Raw genomic sequence first — 20,267 nt, forward strand, 5'->3', positions numbered from 1 at the left:
GCAATCCGCAAAAAAAATGTAAATTAAGTAGAAGCACTCAAGAAAATGGCTCTCTACGTTCTCAAACCAGCTTCAGAGAAATAATTGCATTGTTCTCCGTACTCAAAGAGAGCTTCAAGGCTTTAGGAGGTACGGCTGAATGATACGGCGATCGCTCCTCCTCCAGACTAAAAGTGCCAGAGTATAGTAGAGCAGACAGTCTATTGCAAAGTAGGTATAGAAGACTGTAATCTCCTGCTTCAGAATGGGAAAGTTATATCCTGCCTATGCCAAGCCTTGTAGAAGGCTGGGTAAGGCATGGTTTGAGCGCAGCACCACAAAACCTCGTAGCACTTCTGGTAGAGAGCAAAATCTTTATTGTTGCAAATTTGAGTAGGTAGGCAGTCTTTCAAAACTGAGATTGCTGACACCACCGGATGTCTTTGTAGAATTTGCCCTAAGCTCCGAGCGGCTTCAATAAGGATTTGCCCATCGGGAGCAGTGCGAATCACGTCAATCAGCACCCATATTGCTTTTTCGTGGCTTGTTTCGGTGTGCCACAAACCTTGAACAGCTCGGCAACGAATACTGAAATTCTGGCTGTTGCGAATGAGGTCAATCAGCAGCGCGATCGCTTCAGGAGTCCTCTTACCGATTCGCCCTAAGCTTCTAATCGCTTCTGCACAGATGTAATCATTGACACTGCTGTGAATTACGTCAATCAACACCCATATTGCTTCGGGGTGTCCGGGAGCGATGTATCTCAAATTCAGAAGTGCCTGAGAACACCTAAAGACCAGTTGATTATATTGCACCAAGGTTTCCCTTTCTAAGATGCTCTCCATCTCCTCATCTTCATGGCTACCCTGCAAGCCCAGAGCAAAATGGTATAACTCATTAGCACTGGCACGTACCTCTTCAACTAGCCACGCAATCCACTCAGGATTGCCAATATCTATCTTCCCTAATTTCACATACTCTAAAAGCAAGGTAGGTTCGGCAATCTTGCCAGCTTTGGGGTGGTTTGGAGCAATTTTCCCCAAGCTAAAAGAGGCTCCATCACGGATGAACTCATCGTCACTTTCGTCTACCAGCTCAGCCAACACTGCGATTGCCTTCTGATTGTCTGTGCCGATTTTCTCCAGCATCGAAGCTGCCCACCTACGTGTATCCAGAGAGGGACTGGTGTGAATAAGCTGAAGCAGAGTGCCTAGCACTTTGGGATGGCTAGAGTCAATTTTACTTAAACATACAGCCGCTTCAATACGGGTATAGTCATCAGGAGTGGTGTTTATCAACTCAATCAGCGCTGCAATCACAAGGTCGCAAGCAGTCTCTTGGAATGCTGCCATCGCTAACTCTGTACTCGGACAGCCTTCTCTAACCCACTGCTGCATACTGGCATTGAAATAACCAAAACCCCATCTGAGCAGTTGCGAGATAATTTCATCAGCCCAGCTACACTTTCTAAACTCAGCAATTCCCATTGCTGCTAAACAATACGCTCGATACTCATAAAAGCCCTTGTACTCCAAAAGCCACTCCCGACATCCATCCTGAAACTCCACTAAAGCTTTGATGAATACCTCCTTCTGAGCTTTAGCTACATCCTGTCGCCCCACCCAGAGTAAAAAGACTTGCTTCCACTGCGGCTCAAAAATGCGGTAACTGGCATCAGGATGACTAGGATTCTCAGGGATGTGGTTGAGAAAAAAGTACCAATCGTCTATCGCTAACGCAGCAAAATATTCTTGAAATGTAGGATGGAAAAAAGTATAGACGGCATCACCAGGACTTTCTGCTGAATCGCCAATGTTAACCAACCAATTTAGCTCTGAAACCAGCCACCAGAGTAGAGAGCCTTCCTCATCCTCATCTCCAAGAATTTGAGCCAGTGGTTCGGGAAATTGAGACAGGCGCAATCGAAATCGAGCAGTTGGTCGATCGAGTGCCCACTTAGCAAGTTCTCCTAACGCTTCGTTTAATTTCCTGCGCTGCTGTTTCTTGACGTGGGGTTTGTTTGGTCGTGATTCGTAAAAGTTAGAAAAATCATCTACAAACCCCTGGTAAAGCTTAGCCTTCGTGTCCGGCAAGCCCCCTTGTTCTCGCCACAAGTGCCAGGTACGGCACAGCAATGCCAACCGCAGTGGATTTTTTGCCAAGTCCTTAATCCGCTCTTTGCCGGGTTGCTCTAGCGCCTGACGTAATTCCTGCCCCAGTTGCTCGCCTTTGAACCACTTGGTAATGAACTCTCCCACTTGGTCAGAAGTCTTGCTATCTCCGTAACTCAATGGCAAGGTGCGGTAAATTTCAAACTGAGTCAACAGAGCGTTCGGAATGGCATCCCAAAGGTTCAGCCGACAGGTCAAAATTACCCGTGCCTGCCCCACCCAACCCGTCAATTCGCTCTGGATAGTCTGTAGCGGCGATCGCAAGTAGGCTCCCGTCGTCATCTCATCTGCGCCATCCAACAGCAACCACACTCGACCGCGCTCAAACAGCGATCGCATAGCCTCTTCCTGCTGGGGCATGACTCGCACCACCTTCAGCGCATCCTTGAGCCACTTTTGCAGCAGATAGTCCTCTAGACTCTGCTCCTGCAAATCTGCTAGAGAAATCAGAATGGGGATGTCTTCCGAACTCTCTGCCAACCAGAAGGCAATTTTGCACAGGAGCGTCGTTTTTCCTGCCCCTGGCTCTCCAATGATGGTAATCCGCGTTCCCTGGCTTTTACCCTTTCCCGCTCTCAAAACGTCTTGCAAAAACTGCTCATGCTCAAAGAGCTGTTTCTCTTTGTACTCTGGCTCAGACAGGCTTGTGTCCTGCCATAACCGGGCTTGCTCGCTCTGCCGCTCTGGCTTTTTGCGTTCCACCAGCGCCAGCGAGACATACATCTCATCCAGTTCGCGGTGCATATCCCGATCCGCCACAATCTGATTCGTGGTCAAGTGCCGATGTTCTGAGAGGAGATTTCGACTGATGGTGTGCCAGTCAATCTCTAATACTGAGGCAGAAGAGCGGGCAGGAGTTTGGGAAGCTTGCTGCGATCGCACCAAATCGCGGATTTCTTTGAGAAGCTCAGTATCTAAGCGATCGCCAATTTCGATTCCCTGACCCTCACCAATATTAGTGTTGTACTTACCAAGCTGTATGACAAGCTGAATAACAGTCTGAGCATCGCCTGTCTTAGTCCAATTCCGAAACTGCTCAATATCCGTCTCCTCTCGACTGCCATCGAGGAGACGGTTAAGAATCGCAATTAGCTCATCAGGGGTGGTCATCTCTCAGCCTTTCCCTGCTTGTCCTATTTTGAGCGGTGTCCTGAGCGGTGGGAGCTTAAAAAGAATGATGTAATAGGCGATCGCCCCACATCAACTCGAAAAAGAGCGATCGCCTTTACGTGGAGTGGAATGATGAGGCGATTCAAGCTACTACAGCCAGACTAAGAGCTAAGCAGTTGTTCTATTCATTCCGGCTACTTAAGATTTGCTCAACAATTCTGACGAGCTGTGCAGTAGTTTCAGCTTGTTTTTCAAAGGTCTGAGCAATACGCTCAATGTGCTTGCGAACGGCGGCTTATCGAGCTTTTTTGCAACTGCCCACTAGGCAATTTTACGAGAAATGGGGAGTAACCTACGAGCAAATAGCACAGCTATGCCGATGTGACATCATGACCGTTAACCCAGTTAGAAATATATCCCGGCGGCTCAGGGGTTTCCGGTTTAGCAGTACTATTTAGAACAGCACTTCTCACGCTTATTTCTGCTTAACTCGCTTAACTGGCGATGATCTTGATAACCTTTCAATCTCGTAGACCGGAATTAGGTTTCGCTTCCCAGGCGTTGCATGTTTGAGTCCAATGACCGGAATTTCAGTTTCCCGACCTTCAAATACCACCGAAGAACTGGAACCATGTTTCAGTTAGATCGGTCTCTCTCCTTTATGATGCCTAATATGCCACTGTAGTTAGGCACTCCATTCGGTTTTATCCGAACCAAGATTATTAAAAGACAACCTTACCGTTACCTGGTCGAAACTTATAAAACCACTGACGGTCAAAAACGCCAAAAGGTACTCAAATATTTAGGTTATGCTCCCACCCTACCGGATGATGCTCCAACGGCTATTGTACTGTTTGCTGGAGGCGGTGGTGTAGAAGCTGGCATGGTCATGGCTGGTGTTAGACCCGTCTTGAGCGTGGAATGCGACCCCAATCTAACAGAACTCTCTGCCGCACTTGCTGCCTCTTTATCGCTGAACTTCAAACCCTATGGCACTAAGGTAATTTAGCAAACGGTTCAAGAACTCGCTCTTGCTGGTTTCCCCGAATTCGCCTAGCCGGATTATCTGCACGCTTCTCCAGTCTGCTCAAACTTTAGTAATGCCTTAGGAAACGGCACCGATCAATCAGTGGACCGCGAAGCTGCGACTGCCGTATCGCAGTGGCTACGGCAGTCGCAGCCCAAATGTTTCACGCTGGAGAACGTATCGCGGTACCGACAATCAGAATCATGGCAGATTATTCAAGATGAGCTGATAGGGTTGGGATATCAGATAACAGCAGGGGTGCTGGATGCGGCAGATTATGGGGTTTCTCAGTCTCGAAAGCGGTTGATTGTCAAAGCCGCAAGGGGAAAAGCGCTAGGGCTACCACCGGGACAAAGCCGGGTAGGCTGGTATCCGTTTGTTCAAGTCAATTTGCGCTCTGCATTCGACGCAGTACGGTCGATGCACCGAAAGCTGTTTGTGTTACCCATCAAAATGGGAAGTACAAAAACAGCGATCACCACAGAAGAATAAGGCATTGAGCCGAGATATGTGGCGTGCCGTCAGAACGGAGCGTCTCAGGGGTATTTATCGCTATCTTTAGGCTCAATAGTTTCATCAGTCTGCCACGCTTCTGGCAACATCTGATCTACGTCAACATTGTCTAATTTCTTGACGTAAGACAACTGCGCTAGCACCGTGATCGCCCCCCTGACTTGCTCATCGCCTACAGCTAAATATTCTTCTAACACCTCTAGGCTGCGGTGCCCACTCACGGCTTGAATAATTCGCAGCGGCACCCCGCTATTGCTCATCATCGTCAACGCCGTTCTTCTAAATGAATGCGTACTGGCACCTTCTAGGTCGATGCGATTCATAGCTTCTCTTAAAATCCGTGAAGCGGAATCGGGGCGAATATGACCTCGCCCATGACGACCTGGAAACAGAAACCCTTGATGGGCGGGCGGGTTGTATTCGGTTAACAATTCCCTTAAGTCTTCACTAATAGGCACACATCTTGTTGCCAGCTTGCCTTTACTATTAGCTTTACGAATAATCAGAGACGGTCTGACTCGCCTAGATTTATCAAAGACATCTACCCGACGCAAAGTACAGGCTTCATTGATTCTTGCTGCCGTATACAAGCAAATCCCGAAGAGGCAGCGATGAGCAATAGTTTGCAGCCCCTCGTCAAAAAGTAACTGAATCTCGGCGGCTTCTAAACACCTGGCTTTGCCGTGACGATCTATTTTCAAGTGCACACCCCCCATGCCTATGAAATTTACCGTAGTAAGGGCGAAGCTCTCTCAGTTATCAAGAGCGATCGCTCTTGCCGGTTTCAACCCTTTCTTGGGTCTACAGGTTAGCTGCCACGACCTGACCAGCAACCCACTCATAGCTGTTGTCTATACCATCGTCGTCCAAGAATTGCTCAAATGTTAGCAGTTAATTAGTTGTGGTCATAGGAATTAACATGCCTTGCTTACTGCAAGTAGCTAGCCCCTGGCCCCTGGTGCCAGAAAATTCAGCATGGATAGGTGGGTGTAGTGCAGTCAGTCTATTGATGTCAGTCTACACTCTCTTTGCCGGTCTTCCTGTTTTGATCTTCGTGAGGCTCTCAATGACCTTCAGCAAAGCTTCATCAGGTAGATCGTTGAGAGCGTGAAGACCAGCGCGGATCACCTCACTTTTAGCCACGTTGACGGCTGAATTGAGGCATCGCTGTCTAATGGCTGAAATTAGTTCATAATCTTCACAGGGCAGGGTAAAGCTATCCCGAATCACTCGCTCCTTCTTGACTTGTTCCTCGCGGCTCTGAGCCTCAACTTGAGGAGTCACTTCCGACTTCCTGTTGGTTTCAACCCCATCCCCTAATAAAGACTCAGCTTTCTCAAACCGGCTCTTCACTGCTTCATCCTCTGCTTTGAGAGAAGCATTAAGAGCTAATTTCATATTTTTTTTGGTCATCGCCCCTCCTCTCTTCGTCAGCGTACAGGAATCCTAAAAGCGTACAGGAATCCTAAAAAACTGAGTAAACACTATAAACACTATAAACTTTACAAACACTATAAACTGTATATATAGTTTATAGTGTTTATGTATCCCGGTGTTTGTGCAAGAATCGGAAAACTCAGTAAACAATATAAAAACTATAAACTATATATACAGTTTATTTCTTGAATCCCATGACGGCGAAAATCATTGCTGTAGTGAATCAAAAGGGTGGTTCAGGCAAAACTACTATTAGTATGCAGCTTGCCGGATCTCTAGCCCGACGGGAAAATAAAATTCTCGTGGTGGATGCAGATCCCCAAGGTACAGCAACTCGCTGGGCGGCTTCAGCCGAGGATGAAACTCCGTTCCCAGCATCTGTAGTCGGCTTGAGTGCTGCTAATGCCAAGGTTCACCGGGAGGTCAAAAAGTTCATCAATGATTATGACTGCATCATCATTGACTGTCCACCGGCGGCGGATTCTCCCGTTCCCCAGAGCGCCCTATTGATTGCTGACTTAGCGCTAGTGCCACTTATCCCCTCCCCACTAGATATGTGGGCAGCAGTCGGTATCCGCCAGGTTATCGTTAACGTGAGTATCATTAATGAGTCTCTACAGGCTCGGTTAGTGATGAATCAGTGCCAGCCCAATACGACCCTAGCTCAGGAAAGTTTAGAAGTTCTGCCGGAGTTTGGGATTGAACTGACCAAATCTTATCTGGGACATCGGCAAGTCTATCGGCAGTCGGCTGTCTTTGGGCAGACAGTACACAACTTTGGCAGCAAAGCTTCAGCGGCGATAGAAGAGATAGAAAGCTTAACTGATGAGGTCTTGGGTATTCTGCACGTTTGAGACAGGTTAGCCGGTTAACCTAGACTCTTATAACTGGGTAGCGATAGTTAACAGAAGCTCAAATAATAGCTTAGGTTACACCCACCTGAATATGAGATGGCATCCGCTTTTTCGGAACGATAGCTCCCATTGTTATAAGCTAAAACTGAGGAAAGTGCGAGCGCACTTTCCTGCTACCGCAATGGGTTCAGCCATTTCTTTAAAAAATATTTTTAAATCCATCTGTCATGGTTGTTTTGTCACTTTTTTAATAGCAGCATCTAGAATATCCACATCGGCGACAGGAATAGCAAAAGCGTAAGTATTTTTCAACAGTTGCCTCTTTGGGAGTTCTCCATGTTGCTGTTTGTAAGCATCTGACGCAAACAACTCTATGTGAATAATTTGATTGGCACTAATAGTTAACCCCAAATGTTTGGCTCTTTCCTTAATAAACCAATACTCGCGTTCTTGGGGAGGATTTGTTTCCTTTGTATTTGTATTAGAGCGGCGTTTTGTTGTGTTTAAACGTTCCTCCACGGATTTTATCTTGTCCGACAGGCAAATCACTGTAGAATGTAACTCGCTATTTATACCTTGATAAGCTACTAGGTAGTTGTCTAGGTATTCACGAACGCAAGCCTTAACTCGTTCCTCTAGGGGTTCATCCTTGCCTCCCGCTTCACCTTGGAAAGTATCAAGGTAGTCTAGCTCCCCATTTAAGTAGAGCGAAAGTAATCGGGTAAGGGTAGCTGTTGCTGTCGTGCCTTTCTCCTGACATCGGCGCATGAACCCTGTCCACAGATCCTGATCGCAGTTGAACGATGCTAGTTTTTTGTTGCGCCCTGTATTACTCATGTCTGAATAAAACCTAGTTGTCTTTTTAGTATAGGTAATACCTAGGTATTACCTATACTAAAAACAAAGCTTTTTCAACAAAAAAGCTGAGCAAAAATTTCAAAAGTTTTAGTGACACCTCCTTAAAATGAAGTTACTATTGTAAAAAATGAAATTTTTAGAGTAGTAACTGTGTCTAAGCTAGATACTATCACAATTGAGCAGATTTCTGCTGGGCTTATCAAGGTAGCTCAGCAGCAGGGAAGGCTCTACCCCTACCCTCAAGACTTGCAATTAGGCTATAACGGCGTAATTTTGGCTTTCATGCTGGCAGGTATTCCAGAGCGTGCGCCTAGCAGCGTTCCGGAGTTCTATACGGATTGGTGTGAGAAGCCTTTGGAGGAGTGGGGTTTAGAAATTGACCATGAGCTGAACGGCAGCGATTCTTTACTCTTCTTTGGAGAGCCTACAGAAGTAACGATTGAGCTTGCAGAAGCGTTTGGTGGCAGCGTCATTTCCCAGGAACAATCTAGAATCGCCAACACACTGCTACAGCGGTGTCAGGCTCATTCAAGGGGGGCAGAAATCTACACAAAGTTTCGTCGATTTGTTGTTGAACATCCAGTGTTGTCTAATCAAGAACTGGTAGAGACTAAAGGGTTGTTTGGACTGGGAGTTGGATTGGCTGATCTGCTTGGAGAATGCTACGAACCTGCCCCTAGCTGCTATGAATTTCAGGGGAATTTCTATGCCTGTCCGTATTGCCGCGCTTTGACATCGGTAGCTCATGAGGAGGTTATTGCCAATCCAAATTGCAATCGTTGTCCACCGGGGCGGCGACTCAAGCGCAAAATGAAGTTGCCCAGTGATTGTCTCAAGCTGAGGCGTGGCATTGAACGCTTCTGGTTTTACCCAGGTAGGGCAGAAATTCGTCTCTATGAGAAGTTAATAGAGCTGGGGCTACAGGTTGAACTGTATCCTGCTTGCGATCGCTACGACCTGAGAGTAACCTTCCCCGATGGCGAGATTTGGGCACTCGATCTGAAAGACTACTCAAATCCCTATCTCCTAGTAAAGCGTCTGGGCGATGAACCAATCCCTGACAATCCACCGTGGAATGTCGGATACATCGTGGTTCCTGTCGAGCGGAAAAAAGAGCGTCCAGCCTATCTCAAAGAACTTAAGTCCAGATGGCGTTGGCAAACAGTACGTCCCATCTTTGACGATGCAATATTTGCTCTAGCCAAGAAGAAAGCTGGAACACAGCCCGGTCAAAGGAGGCAAACATGAAGGAAACCCGATCTTGGCGATCAGCAGCAACACAATCGCTGCAAAAACAAGCCAGCTTACCGAAAGACCAGATTGAAGCCTTACTCGATGTCGAGCTTGGTTTATTTGCCATCGAAAAGTTGGGGCTACAGTCTGAACTCGATTCAGCAATCACGTTGTGGGTATTGATTTCTAACCGCTTCTATTTATTTCCACATTTACAATCTGTGGCAGACACCGCAGAGGCAAAGCGGACATTATTTAATTTGCGCCAACTTCTACACTATTTAACAAATCAGGACGTTGTAGAACAGTCAGTTAAAACCTACCGACAAATCCCTTCAAAGTACCGAGCCTACGAAATTGATGATGCGTATCGGTTCTCTCGTAAACCTATGCCCGCAATTTGGGGCAATCGCTTTGAGTGCTTTGAGGATTTGCTTAGCAACAAACTCAAGTACCGCAATCGAAGCATTAAATTAGCTGAACCTGGCAAGGAATATCGCTTTAAGTCTGAAGAAACCACATACAGCGTCAGAATTCCAGAGACTTTTCCGACCTATCCAGGTAAGGTCATATCCCTGCATCATGAGAACACCAAACCCATCACGATTACAAGAGCGGAGATGGAAGCAGCAGCCCAGCTTTTAGATGACCGCTGTGGTAACAACTATTTAAAACGTTTCCAAAACATTATCCTTGAACATTTTCAGGGCATGGGGTTTGCTGCTGACGATACCCTAGTGTTCGATGGTGTCAAACACATGGTGGGGTTGCTGAACGCAGGAAAGTCAACGCTCATAGACATCTTGGTGATTGCTCTTGCCCAAAAAAGACATCGAACTGGGGTCGTTTTTAATGAAGTTGTGACTTGTATTAGAATGGCTAACTTGCTTAAAAAAGCGGGGTTACGAGTATCAGTAGTGATGGGTCAGCGCAATCGCAAATTACATCTTGAGAACTGGCATAGCGTAGATGGAGAAATGGATGGATTCACTCACCTGTCTACAGCCTGTCCGTTAAGCCCTCACATCCAACCCTCAATCCCATCATCACCTCCGTGCTTTGAACTGCGAGAACGGAAAGAGGAAGAAGAGAACGGTAAAAACGGAGGGGGCTTAAGAGTATGTCCGCTGATTGGGCAATGTCCCAGACATCGGGATACAAACGAACTGGCAAATGCGGATGTCATTTTAACAACTGTAGCTGCGGCAATTTTTACTCGTCCATCGCCGCACGTTAGTCCCCAGTCAATTACCTACTATGAGTTAATGTATCGCACTTGTAGTGTGGTTTTCTTCGATGAATGCGATAAGATTCAAGCCAACTTAGATTCAACGTTTCTACCTGCAATTAAACTCATTGAGAGAGGCAGTAATGGGTTTCTTGACCAAGTTGTAACTTGGACGCGGTCTCAGAAGCTTCGCAACTCTAGAAACGATCTGCGGCAAGTCACTTTTGGACAATTTAATCACGCGCTTCAAAATTCCGATGCCCTTGTTGATAACATTTACACTCAACTCCAAATCTCACCAAATGAGATTGAATGGCTAGCGGAGCAGTTTTTTACCTGTTCATCGTTAGCTCGGAATTTTGTTTTGGATATCGCCAAATCTGAGGGAATCGACACCAAAGCAAATACATTCATCCTCGACAAAAATCCGATTTACCAAGAGTTATCAGAGTTTCTGTTGGGTGATTGGAAAAGCTCCTGGCTAGCTGGATATGCCATGCGTCTTTCTAACGAAAACTATCAAGAGCAGCAAGACACAATTACCAAACTGGAAAAAGACCTAACGGATAGAGGGTGGATCAAGTCAATTAGTGATCGCCGGGAGTTTAGCTGCCGGTTTGCATTGTTTCTCAAGTTAGTACTCTTCGTGTCCTTTTTTCAACAGGCGATCAAAACAGCCTACGGACTGAGTGACCATGCTGAGGGAGCAGATGAAATCGTTTTCTTTAATCGTATTCCACGAGATTTTTATGGATTGATTCCTGGACTGGCATCGGGATTGGTGTGTGGGTTCAAACTGGAACAACGGGATAACCAACTAACCCTTTGGTACTTCCAAGCTTTAGGCCAAGGGCGTTGGTTATTGGAGAATTTCTCCCATGTTTTTGCAGATGAAGGGATTCAGGGCGCACACGCACTACTACTGAGTGGTACAAGTTGGGCAGGACAAAGCCCCACATATCATGTGGATCTCCCAGTTGACTACTTACTACGTCCCAAAGATCAGGTGGCGATCGCAGCTATTGCTCAAAGTAAATTTCAATTCTCACCATGTTACTGGCCAGATGGAAAACCTGTGCGCGTTTCCGGAGTTTCTTTGAAGGAAGACTCCCTTTTACAGATTGTGCGATCCTTCCTGCAACAGACAGACGTGCTACAGCGTGACTTTGATGCCTTGCCAGAAGGTCGTAAGCGTTTAATTTGGTATGTCAACAGTTATGAACAAGTTGAGTCTGTTCATGAGGCAATTTTAAATCTTGACACCAGCAAAGAATGGAGTAGCCGAATCGCTGCGTTGACAGGGCGTTCACCCCTAGAGGAAATTGACGAATCACTGATTTCTCGTGGAAATATTGAGAACTTTGCCAAAACTAACCGAGCAATTCTCATTGCGCCCATCGCCGCAATCGGACGCGGTAAGAACATTTTGAATAACGAGGGACTGAGTGCTTTTGGCGGTGCCTACTTCTTGGTTCGTCCCCATCCAGCCTCGGACGATCTGGAGTACAAGTTTCGCTTAGCATTGTGCAAAGAGCGGCGAGCCATCTTAGAAGATAGTCCGGGTAAACTTTTAGAGGCATGTGAATCTTGGCGAACTGATGGCTATCGCATCTTTCTCAAAAGTCTGGACACCGTTTTGCGATATTCCGACAAAAATCTTCCCAAGGATGTCCGAGAAGGATTGATTTGGAGCCAGATGGTGTTGACTTGGCAGGCGATCGCCCGAACAATTCGCGGTAGCCAACCTACTTTGATCCGATTTATTGATGCAGCTTGGGCACCCAATCTTGCTGAAAAGAGACCAGAAACGGAGCAGGACTCACTTCTTAAAGGTTTTGAATACGTCCTTCGCCCTTACTTCGCCAAAGCGCGGACAGCATTTGACGCGCGTGAAATTGCGCTAGTACGGTCTCTGTATGAACCTTTCTATCGTGCATTGGAGAAAATTGATGGCATATAACTCAATCCAGTTGTTTGCTCTAAATGTTCCGACTCAAATCTCAATTCCATTCGATTTGTATGCCCTCGAAGTTCCTGAGCATTGGAAGAAGGTATTTAATAAATTACAGCAACGCAAGTTGGGCAAGAACTACGTCCTGCCCCCTGTAAAGTGCCTTAACCAAGCACTTCAGCTTCTAATTGAGGATGTTTTATTTCCATCACCCGATGCATTTCAGCTAAAACCAACTAAATGGCTTTACTCTAAAACCGATCAAATCTCTACGAACTATATTGCATCTATTGTCAGAATTTGGTTAAACGTCTCATTTGAAAACTCACAATGCTCAACAGATGAAGACATTGAGCAAATTCATACTTTGACTGGTTCTGACCTGAAGTTTGTACCAGTTACCCTGCCAGATCAAGTTTGGCAAGTCAAAGATGGAGAATTAATCATTGACCCGCTGTACTACCACTTGATTCCTTACTTGTTTTCCAGTGCGATCGCTGCTGAACCATTAGCATTGGTCGATCCTCGCACTGGTAAGACTTTTCGGGAAGTTCCTTTTCAAGAGAGTATCTTGGATGGTTCCAGTGCAAAGGAAGTGGTCAGTTGGCTGCCTGAGATAGAGGTAGGAGAGAGAAAGAAAAAAGAAAAAACCATCCACCACTATTCCTACCTCATAACGTTTGCGCTTCATTACCATCCAAATGGCACTCCATACCTGACGTGTGAATACGGCGTTCGGCGCTGGGTGAGTTGGGAACTAGGTTATTTGAAGTCTGGGGTCACTGTTTGTGTCAAGCCAACTGGCTCGACTCGGTTTGCACCTTGTAAATTGAAATATCTTGGCAAAGACAAAGGCGTAGATTTTGAGGGAAATCTGGCTCAACTGCTTAGGGAATTGAATTTCAAAAATCAATTTACTGCCCAGGAGGTAATCCAATCTCCATACAAGAATAGTGAATTTGCTTGGGCAACGGTTTACAGTAATCGGATGTCAAAGTCGCACAATGCAGGTGCTGGCTTATTTCCAACTGATATTGAGATCGTTCACCAAGCTTGTCTAAAACGAGTACAGGCATTGCTTGGCAATGAGTTCTCTCCTATAGAAACTTATGTGCGGTGCGATAATACAAAGGCTCTGACTAAAGCAGGTTCTGAATATCGAAAAGTTGAAGAATTTTTTAAGTTGCACTTTGCAGCGGAACCTCAGGCATCACCCTTCACCATCCCACCCAATGTTCGGCTGATACTTCTAGCCCAGGACACACCAACTGAAAAACTAATCCAGCCACTTGCCAGGAAATACGGGATCACCGATGTTGTCGTGGAAAGTCTGGGAGCATTAGGTGCAGAGCTATCAGGACAGCAGTGGAAATCTGAGTGTAGCAAGAGAATTCGCGACTTTAAAAACACGCTTTCACCATCGCCACTTGGTACAAAAACGATCGTCTTGATTGAAATTCTGCCTAAAGAGCAATTCTGGCAAGATGCAAGAAAAGATCCTAAACCTTGTTTTCGTCCAGCTCTAGCAATGCTAGGTTGCGTCACCGATCACTTTGAACCGAAAGACGAAGACGATACAGAGGATTTCCTGACTACGGAAGCATTACAAGCCGAACTAGAGCGAGTCGAAGCAGAAAGACAAGCTGCTAAGGAGGAAGGAAAATCATACAAAATGAAGTCTTTGCAAAGTGATTTTGCACGACGGGTGGAAACCTCGCTAGTTAGTGCATTGGCAATGGCTGGGGTTTACGTTTATCCGACATTTGAAGCAAAGAATTTTCCTTTAGATGTCGCCAGTGTGGGTGTATACGTCATTCCTTTCTACACGGGTGACAACATTAAGTACCTTCCTGTAGCAGTTCGTATGGACAAAACAGGTGTAACTGCCAAAGCCTACGGTTGTAATGACTGGCTAGATTTCTTTGACTTCCAAGTGAAAATGGCATCTGGAGCAAGCGCCTTTTCTCCCATTAAATTCAATCGGAATGAGATTCAAAATTGGGTATTCAATAATCTTTTTCAGGAAACAAAACAACCTACACTGTATTGCTTTGACGCAGAAAATCTCCGGAATCGCGGTTTGTTATTCCTTCATAAGAAGCATTGGCACAAGCACACCTTCGCTTTTGGTGTGGAGCAGGGTATTGAGTTTATACCAACCTCAAAATATCCTAATGTTCGTGTAGCGTGTATTCTCACACCTAGCACATCGGAAGTTCCTGTCTACCGAGCCTGTAACGATGAAGGCAATCTAGAAGGACATACAAAGGGCGTGTTTCATCCATCCTCTCAAGATCCTAATGGTGGCTACTACTATTTAAGCAATCAGCGTCCAGATTCCCGTAGTGATGGGATTCTCAACAAAAGCAAGTTGATTTCACTGGTAGCAACGAAGGGAGAAAATGCTGGAGGGCTAAAGAAGACGCAGCCGTCTGCTCAAGGCTATAACCCGCGTGGCATTCTTTTGAGTTTGACTCTCCAAGAGAGCGATCGCTTTAGCGACTGGGCAAGCTTTGTTCAGTGCCAACGGCTCTATGGGTTGATTCAGTACCTTGGAACTACAACGCTACCAGCACCCCTTCACCTAGCATCTCAGCTAGAGGCATACCGTCCCATTCAAGCTATCCGTGAGCCATGAGTGTAACCTTCTTATTTAACCTCTTGCAAAAATCATTAATTTTTTGACGGGGCTTGGTAAAGAGGAACCGGAAAGAGAGCAACTTTTTCAGGAGAGATGGACAGAACATGAGCCGACAAAGTAAATAAATATAGCCGTATCTTTCTTGTCGAAACATTGCCGAAAAGGGTTCTTTTCGGCAAACTGTCGTTAGCATAGGCTCAACAGCATCTATCTTTGAGATGTAATTTGGACTTTGGCACAACAGCCATTTTCTTGGAGTTCAGACTAACGCGCTCATTCAGCGTCCCTGAGTGGAGCGCCAGCCTATTAACAGAACCTTCTGGGATGAGAGAAAAGGCAAATTGATTCAGCAGCACTGAGTTAATAACAGCAGCAAAAATTGAGCGATCGCACTCAGCTCAAAGCTCGTAATTTGCCAATTGTCCCGACCAAAAGCAATACTAACCTTCGGAGTTAGCGATTCATGAATAGAGCGAAAAGCCAGTTCAGCGAGAGATTTGAGCTTCGTCTACCCGGAGTTACCGCTTGTCGTACCCAAGTGGCGTTTCCACAGGACGGAATGCTTGTCTATCTGGTGCTGACAAAAGAAAGTTACCGCTTGCCGAAACCAAGTTGCGTTTCCACAGGTTTAAGGTCTTCAACCGCATAATTGATTCGCTTATTTTCCCCGTCCGGTTGCACCTCGTAGTAGCCCAAATCTGTCACCTTCCTCACCGTGCCTAGCTTTCCGATATAAGGCGATAAAGGACTCCAAGAACTTGGGTCAATACAAACCCGCGAACCCACTCGGAGTAAAGACCTCACCTTGAGGGTTTTGATACGTTGTTGCTGCTGGGGGTCTAAAAGCTTCCAGGCTTCATTTTTATAAGCTTCATATAAAGAAATCGCATTCTCTATCTCGGCCCAAGCCTGACACTGCAACAGTAAGTTAGCCAACTGCAACGCTGGAGTTTCCTCAGCAGCATCAGATGTGGTGTCTGATGCTGCTGACTCTAAGTTGGCTAATTGTCCCTCTCGGGTTTCCTCGCCGGTGACAGAGACAGTGTCTAATGCCAGTGATTCTTCAGAACCCTTATTTAATAGAAGGTTGAACTTCGGTGTCACTTGAGAAGTTTCCCATTGCTCATAATTAGATTGGATTGTCACTGCCTCTTCAGATATTGAATCTCCTTTATAAATAAGAGAAGATTCGTCACTTAAGCTGGAAGCCTTAGTATCCATGACTTGTGACCCGTCACCTAATCCATTATTCAATCCGTCATCTTCCGAGCGACCGCCAGAATTTTCCTCTGTCACCCGTTGCATTAACAAAAAGTCATGGGTGGGAATCTCTGTATCCCAATCAGTCCGCAGCCTCAATCCTTGAATAAACTTACCTATCTTCGTTACCTTGCGCGACACCTCCCAACCCAAGACACTCCGACACAACTCCAATAAATCTGGACTGAAATTTTTATTGGCTTTAGGAGAAGTCCCAGATTGTTTGCAGTGCAAGCAATAAGACCCGTACAAAGTCCGAGGAGTGCCGTTGAATCCCTCCTCCTTATCGTTACCAACCGGAGTCACTGCCAAAACATCGTAAATTACCCAGTCATTAACCCAAGCAGCAATCGAATCAACCCGGGCGCGGTTTTCCCAAAACTCCAACGTGCATTCTGGGATATCCACCAGCCCCATCAGCACCTTGGTCACATGAGCATCCGAAAGACTTAAAACATGATTGGTAAAAGCATCTAACTCGCCAGTAAACTCAGCATTCAGGTCGCGACGTGAGCGGGTTGAGACCGGGTTATTGCAAGGGACCGTAATCACCCGTCGCGCTATCCGCGAAGCAGCATCCCCGGTGAAAATCGGAAGATTCGATAAAACCAGCGTCAAGCCGTCATATTGATACTGGAAGCCTTTTTTCCCCTTCTCTTCAGCCCGTATCCAATCATCACCTGTCAAAGAGAGAAACTTACCGAGTTTCCCAGTCTGCTTATCTTCATCCCAGAACACGACTAAACGCTTTTTATAAGCGTTGGCAGCTTCAAACCGATTCCCGCACCAATCTTCCAAAGTCGTGCTGTAGATGTTGTCAGAGCCGATTAAATCGGTTAGCAATCGTCCAAAGGTTCCCTTACCCGTTCCCCCCAGACCAATCAAGTGCAGGAACTTGTGCAGGTCTTTGCGCCCTTTTAAGACCGCATTGCAAAAACACAATAAGGTTTCTTTAATCGCCGTATTGCCGTTGGAAAGATGGTCAAGAAACGCTTCAATCCGGCTCCAATTGGTTCCATTTGGGTCGTGGTCGCGGGGTAACTGCCAGGTGAAGTGATAACCGGGCGAGTGAGGTAGGAGCTTACAAGTCGAGATTTCTAGAACCCCATTGCGGAAAGGGAGCAGTTGTTTCGGGGAGGGTTCTACCCATTTGCGTTTAATCAGCAAAACTCGCAGGCTCTTCACCACGTTGGTGACATAACTATAGGCACCATAGCCTCGGATTCCTTTAGAATCCAAAATTTTGGCGACAATCGACTCCATATATTCATTCGTCTCGATAGACCACATCCCGGGATGGTCAGCTTCATAGCGCATCCAATAACCGATTTCATCGTTGAAGGCGAGTTGTTCGCGGTATTCTTGGGCGATTTCATGAGCCACCATATCTGCTGGGGGAATCTTTCCAGTTCTTTGACGCTGATTATCAAGACTGCGGTATCCGTGAAACTGCTGTTCCAGTTTCTTGAGCCATTCACTATAAGGCGTCGCGTTATTCACAACTTCGTCCCATTTCTCTTGACCATGAGCCACGATGAAATCATCGCAACCCTTTCCTAGTTGTAAATCCCAAGTGACAATGCGGACAATCGCTTTGGCAATATTGAGCAGATGACCCAAGAACTTCAGGGCGGATTGGACTTCGGTCTTGACCACAATATCAGCGTCAAATGCCAAGTCAACCGGGCGTCCTGAGGTAACGAAAGGTTGTAAGGTCGGTATTAAAATCCGTTTCTTTTGTTGACCGTTCCAGACCCCCGTCAGAGCGATTCCGACATAGCCACCGGAAAGCAGGCAGGCAGCTTTTTTAACGCCCTCAGTAATGGTAATCGGGATTTCCGGGTGTTCTAATATCCAAGCCCAGAAACCAAGGGCTTCTCCGGAATCATTGATTTCAATCTGATGAGGCATGGGCACTCCATAACGACAAGCGACCAGCTGCCAAGCGCTCAAAGAAATTCGCAGGAAGATAGCTTCTGAGACAGCGCCTTTGGGGAAACTGAAATATTTTTGGGGTTTATCCGAATCGGGAAATTGAATCGGTTCGTTAGGTTTGAACTGTCCGAAATTCCGGTCAGCGCCGGTTATCGGGTCAATTCCTTGGACGTACCAGCCAGCTGTGCCGCCGTAGGCTTTCCAGGAGAGTAGCTGAGCAATTTGGGTTGGGTCATCTAGACTTTTGAGGTTGAGGCAAGCGATTTCCGAAGAGATTCTACTGCCGTTAACCCATTCTTCCTGATGAGCTGGGAAAGATTCGACTGAAGAAAAAGATTTGTTTCCAGATGTTGGCGCAACCATAAAAACCTCCAAACGTATATTTAGGGCGCGATGGAGGCTCTGGAGCGAGGATTTACGGAACCTTTGGAGCAACTTGAGCAAAAAAAGTTGAAAATTTTTGACAAGTTTAGAGCCAGATTCAGTAAAATGTAATTGCCACGGTCTAGCTCCCCACGATTGATTTCGTGGTTAGCCTTCATCGCGCATTCTCAGTTGGTGGTATCGTCAGCAAAACTTTCACACCTTCTGAGTTAGGAAAAAATTCCTAGCCCGTGGCAAATATTTAGTTGTTGATCAATAGCGCTCTTGAAGAGTGCTTCTGTTGGAAGTTGAAGTAACTTCCGGATTGACTTCTCAGAACGATATCGCCCTGGAAGCATTCGATGCCAAGTCAACTTGCGAGGCCTGAAAGAATTATAAGCGGGCAGGTTGAACTCGCACGCGAAATTGACAAAGATTTTGCTTCGTTTTTGGGAAAATCCTGATTTCTCTACTGCGTAAGCACATTCGGTTAAGTTTATTTAAGTAGTCAGCGTGCGATCGCTCTCGCCCGTTCTGGGTCTGTTTTAGAAAGTCTAACAACGCTCCCGATTTACCTTGTGCGATCGCTCTCGCCCACTCTGGTTTTGTTTTAGACAGTCCAATAACGATTCCGATTCACCTTGGGCGATCGCTCTCGCCCGCCCTGCGTCTGTTTTAGAAAGTCCAATAGCGCTCCCAATTCACCTTGAGCGATCGCTTAAGGTGAGTAAAGTTGCTGTGCAAAGTGCGGCGGTACGCTATAACCCAGAAGCGAACCCGCCACATTAATTGATTCGGGTAAGTAATACCAGTTAGGGAAACCTTGAAGCCGCGCTGCTGCTTCCACCGTCAAGCTCTTAACCGTGCCATCATTACACCACAAATCAATAAACCGACTGCGAATACCTTGCCTTTGGTCTGTAAAGATGGCTCTCTTAATCGTCCAGATTGGCTCCGTGGGTTCCCTCAGTTTTGGTAAAGCGTTCCTAAACCCGATGCGCTCAATCAAGAGAGCTGGAACCTCTGGACAAATCGCCAGCTTCTCCTCAAGTACCTTCTGTTGATTTGGGAGAAGTTGAGATGGGGGCAGCAACGGGATTAAATCTTTAACAAACTCATACCACCCCACCCGGCCTTGCTTGGGCGGTAGCCCTGGCGCTTTTCCCCTTGCGGCTTTGACAATCAACCGCTTTCGAGACTGAGGAACCCCATAATCTGCCGCATCCAGCACCGCGGCGGTTATCTGATATCCCAACCCTACAAGCTCATCCTGAATAATCTGCCATGATTCTGATTTTCGGTACCCCGATACGTTCTCCAGCGTGAAACATTTGGGCTGCAATACCCGTATCGCAGTGGCTACAGCAGTTGCTGCTTCCAAATCCGCTGATTGCTCGGTGCCGTTTCTCAGCGCCTTACTAAAGTTTGAGCAGACCGGAGAAGCGTGCAGATAATCCGGCTGGGGGAATCTGGGGAAACTAGCGTCAGCGAGTTCTTGAACCGTTTGTTGAACTATTTTAGTGCCATAGGGTTTGAAGTTCAGCGATAAAGAGGCAGCAAGTGCGGCAGAGAGTTCTGTTAGATTGGGGTCGCATTCCACGCTCAAGACGGGTCTAACACCAGCCATGACCATGCCAGCTTCTACACCACCGCCTCCAGCAAACAGTACAATAGCCGTTGGAGCATCATCCGGTAGGGTGGGAGCAT

Annotated in this window: 12 protein-coding genes; 6 read left to right on the forward strand and 6 right to left on the reverse strand. The window is 46.5% G+C overall.

Going from position 1 to position 20,267, the window contains the following annotated elements:
• Positions 1 to 239: 239 nt before the first annotated feature.
• On the reverse strand, positions 240 to 3,260 hold the full coding sequence (locus NDI33_RS21220) for a HEAT repeat domain-containing protein (RefSeq protein ID WP_190675789.1): 3,021 nt from the start codon (positions 3,258 to 3,260) through the stop codon (positions 240 to 242).
• Between the two features lie 1,066 nt (positions 3,261 to 4,326).
• Here NDI33_RS21220 and NDI33_RS21225 point away from each other — a divergent pair.
• Positions 4,327 to 4,779, forward strand: coding sequence for a DNA cytosine methyltransferase (locus NDI33_RS21225; RefSeq protein ID WP_190675810.1), 453 nt, complete (start codon positions 4,327 to 4,329; stop codon positions 4,777 to 4,779).
• A 44-nt stretch (positions 4,780 to 4,823) separates the two neighbouring features.
• Here NDI33_RS21225 and NDI33_RS21230 read toward each other — a convergent pair whose 3' ends face one another.
• Complete coding sequence (locus tag NDI33_RS21230; protein ID WP_347275896.1) at positions 4,824 to 5,507, reverse strand: site-specific integrase; 684 nt, start codon at positions 5,505 to 5,507, stop codon at positions 4,824 to 4,826.
• 7 nt (positions 5,508 to 5,514) lie between these two features.
• Here NDI33_RS21230 and NDI33_RS21235 point away from each other — a divergent pair, with 7 nt between their 5' ends.
• A complete protein-coding gene (locus NDI33_RS21235) occupies positions 5,515 to 5,688 on the forward strand; it encodes a hypothetical protein (protein ID WP_348245664.1) in 174 nt (57 codons plus the stop codon).
• A 129-nt stretch (positions 5,689 to 5,817) separates the two neighbouring features.
• Here NDI33_RS21235 and NDI33_RS21240 read toward each other — a convergent pair whose 3' ends face one another.
• Positions 5,818 to 6,213, reverse strand: coding sequence for a hypothetical protein (locus NDI33_RS21240; RefSeq protein ID WP_190429881.1), 396 nt, complete (start codon positions 6,211 to 6,213; stop codon positions 5,818 to 5,820).
• Positions 6,214 to 6,431: 218 nt separating this feature from the next.
• Between NDI33_RS21240 and parA the strand changes: the two genes are divergently transcribed.
• Complete coding sequence (gene parA, locus NDI33_RS21245; RefSeq protein WP_190675793.1) at positions 6,432 to 7,091, forward strand: ParA family partition ATPase; 660 nt, start codon at positions 6,432 to 6,434, stop codon at positions 7,089 to 7,091.
• Positions 7,092 to 7,316: 225 nt separating this feature from the next.
• Here the strand turns inward: parA and NDI33_RS21250 are convergent, their stop codons facing one another.
• Positions 7,317 to 7,928: a hypothetical protein gene (locus NDI33_RS21250; protein ID WP_190675795.1), complete on the reverse strand. Its 612-nt coding sequence runs from the start codon at positions 7,926 to 7,928 to the stop codon at positions 7,317 to 7,319.
• Between the two features lie 171 nt (positions 7,929 to 8,099).
• Between NDI33_RS21250 and NDI33_RS21255 the strand changes: the two genes are divergently transcribed.
• The 3 genes from NDI33_RS21255 to NDI33_RS21265 are packed head-to-tail and all read left to right on the forward strand — an operon-like array spanning position 8,100 to position 14,999.
• Complete coding sequence (locus tag NDI33_RS21255) at positions 8,100 to 9,197, forward strand: hypothetical protein (RefSeq protein ID WP_190675797.1); 1,098 nt, start codon at positions 8,100 to 8,102, stop codon at positions 9,195 to 9,197.
• Complete coding sequence (locus NDI33_RS21260; protein WP_190675799.1) at positions 9,194 to 12,370, forward strand: hypothetical protein; 3,177 nt, start codon at positions 9,194 to 9,196, stop codon at positions 12,368 to 12,370. Before NDI33_RS21255 ends, NDI33_RS21260 begins: the two co-directional genes overlap by 4 nt.
• Positions 12,360 to 14,999 (forward strand): DUF3962 domain-containing protein, encoded by a 2,640-nt coding sequence (locus NDI33_RS21265; RefSeq protein WP_190675800.1) that lies wholly within the window; start codon positions 12,360 to 12,362, stop codon positions 14,997 to 14,999. Before NDI33_RS21260 ends, NDI33_RS21265 begins: the two co-directional genes overlap by 11 nt.
• A 594-nt stretch (positions 15,000 to 15,593) precedes the next feature.
• On the opposite strand, the gene NDI33_RS21270 is transcribed toward NDI33_RS21265, so the two are convergent.
• Positions 15,594 to 18,560, reverse strand: coding sequence for a DUF3854 domain-containing protein (locus tag NDI33_RS21270; RefSeq protein ID WP_190675802.1), 2,967 nt, complete (start codon positions 18,558 to 18,560; stop codon positions 15,594 to 15,596).
• 718 nt (positions 18,561 to 19,278) lie between these two features.
• Positions 19,279 to 20,267: DNA cytosine methyltransferase (locus NDI33_RS21275; protein WP_190675804.1), on the reverse strand; the 989-nt coding region annotated here is incomplete at its 5' end.

The sequence above is a fragment of the Trichocoleus sp. DQ-A1 genome, assembly GCF_039961955.1.
Classification (GTDB): Bacteria; Cyanobacteriota; Cyanobacteriia; order Cyanobacteriales; family FACHB-T130; genus FACHB-T130.

Coding starts and splice junctions, on each gene's coding strand:
- NDI33_RS21240 (WP_190429881.1), bottom strand. CDS start 6,213: ATGACCAAAAAAAATATGAAATTAGCTCTTAATGCTTCTCTCAAAGCA.
- NDI33_RS21265 (WP_190675800.1), top strand. CDS start 12,360: ATGGCATATAACTCAATCCAGTTGTTTGCTCTAAATGTTCCGACTCAA.
- parA (WP_190675793.1), top strand. CDS start 6,432: ATGACGGCGAAAATCATTGCTGTAGTGAATCAAAAGGGTGGTTCAGGC.
- NDI33_RS21260 (WP_190675799.1), top strand. CDS start 9,194: ATGAAGGAAACCCGATCTTGGCGATCAGCAGCAACACAATCGCTGCAA.
- NDI33_RS21220 (WP_190675789.1), bottom strand. CDS start 3,260: ATGACCACCCCTGATGAGCTAATTGCGATTCTTAACCGTCTCCTCGAT.
- NDI33_RS21270 (WP_190675802.1), bottom strand. CDS start 18,560: ATGGTTGCGCCAACATCTGGAAACAAATCTTTTTCTTCAGTCGAATCT.
- NDI33_RS21235 (WP_348245664.1), top strand. CDS start 5,515: ATGCCTATGAAATTTACCGTAGTAAGGGCGAAGCTCTCTCAGTTATCA.
- NDI33_RS21250 (WP_190675795.1), bottom strand. CDS start 7,928: ATGAGTAATACAGGGCGCAACAAAAAACTAGCATCGTTCAACTGCGAT.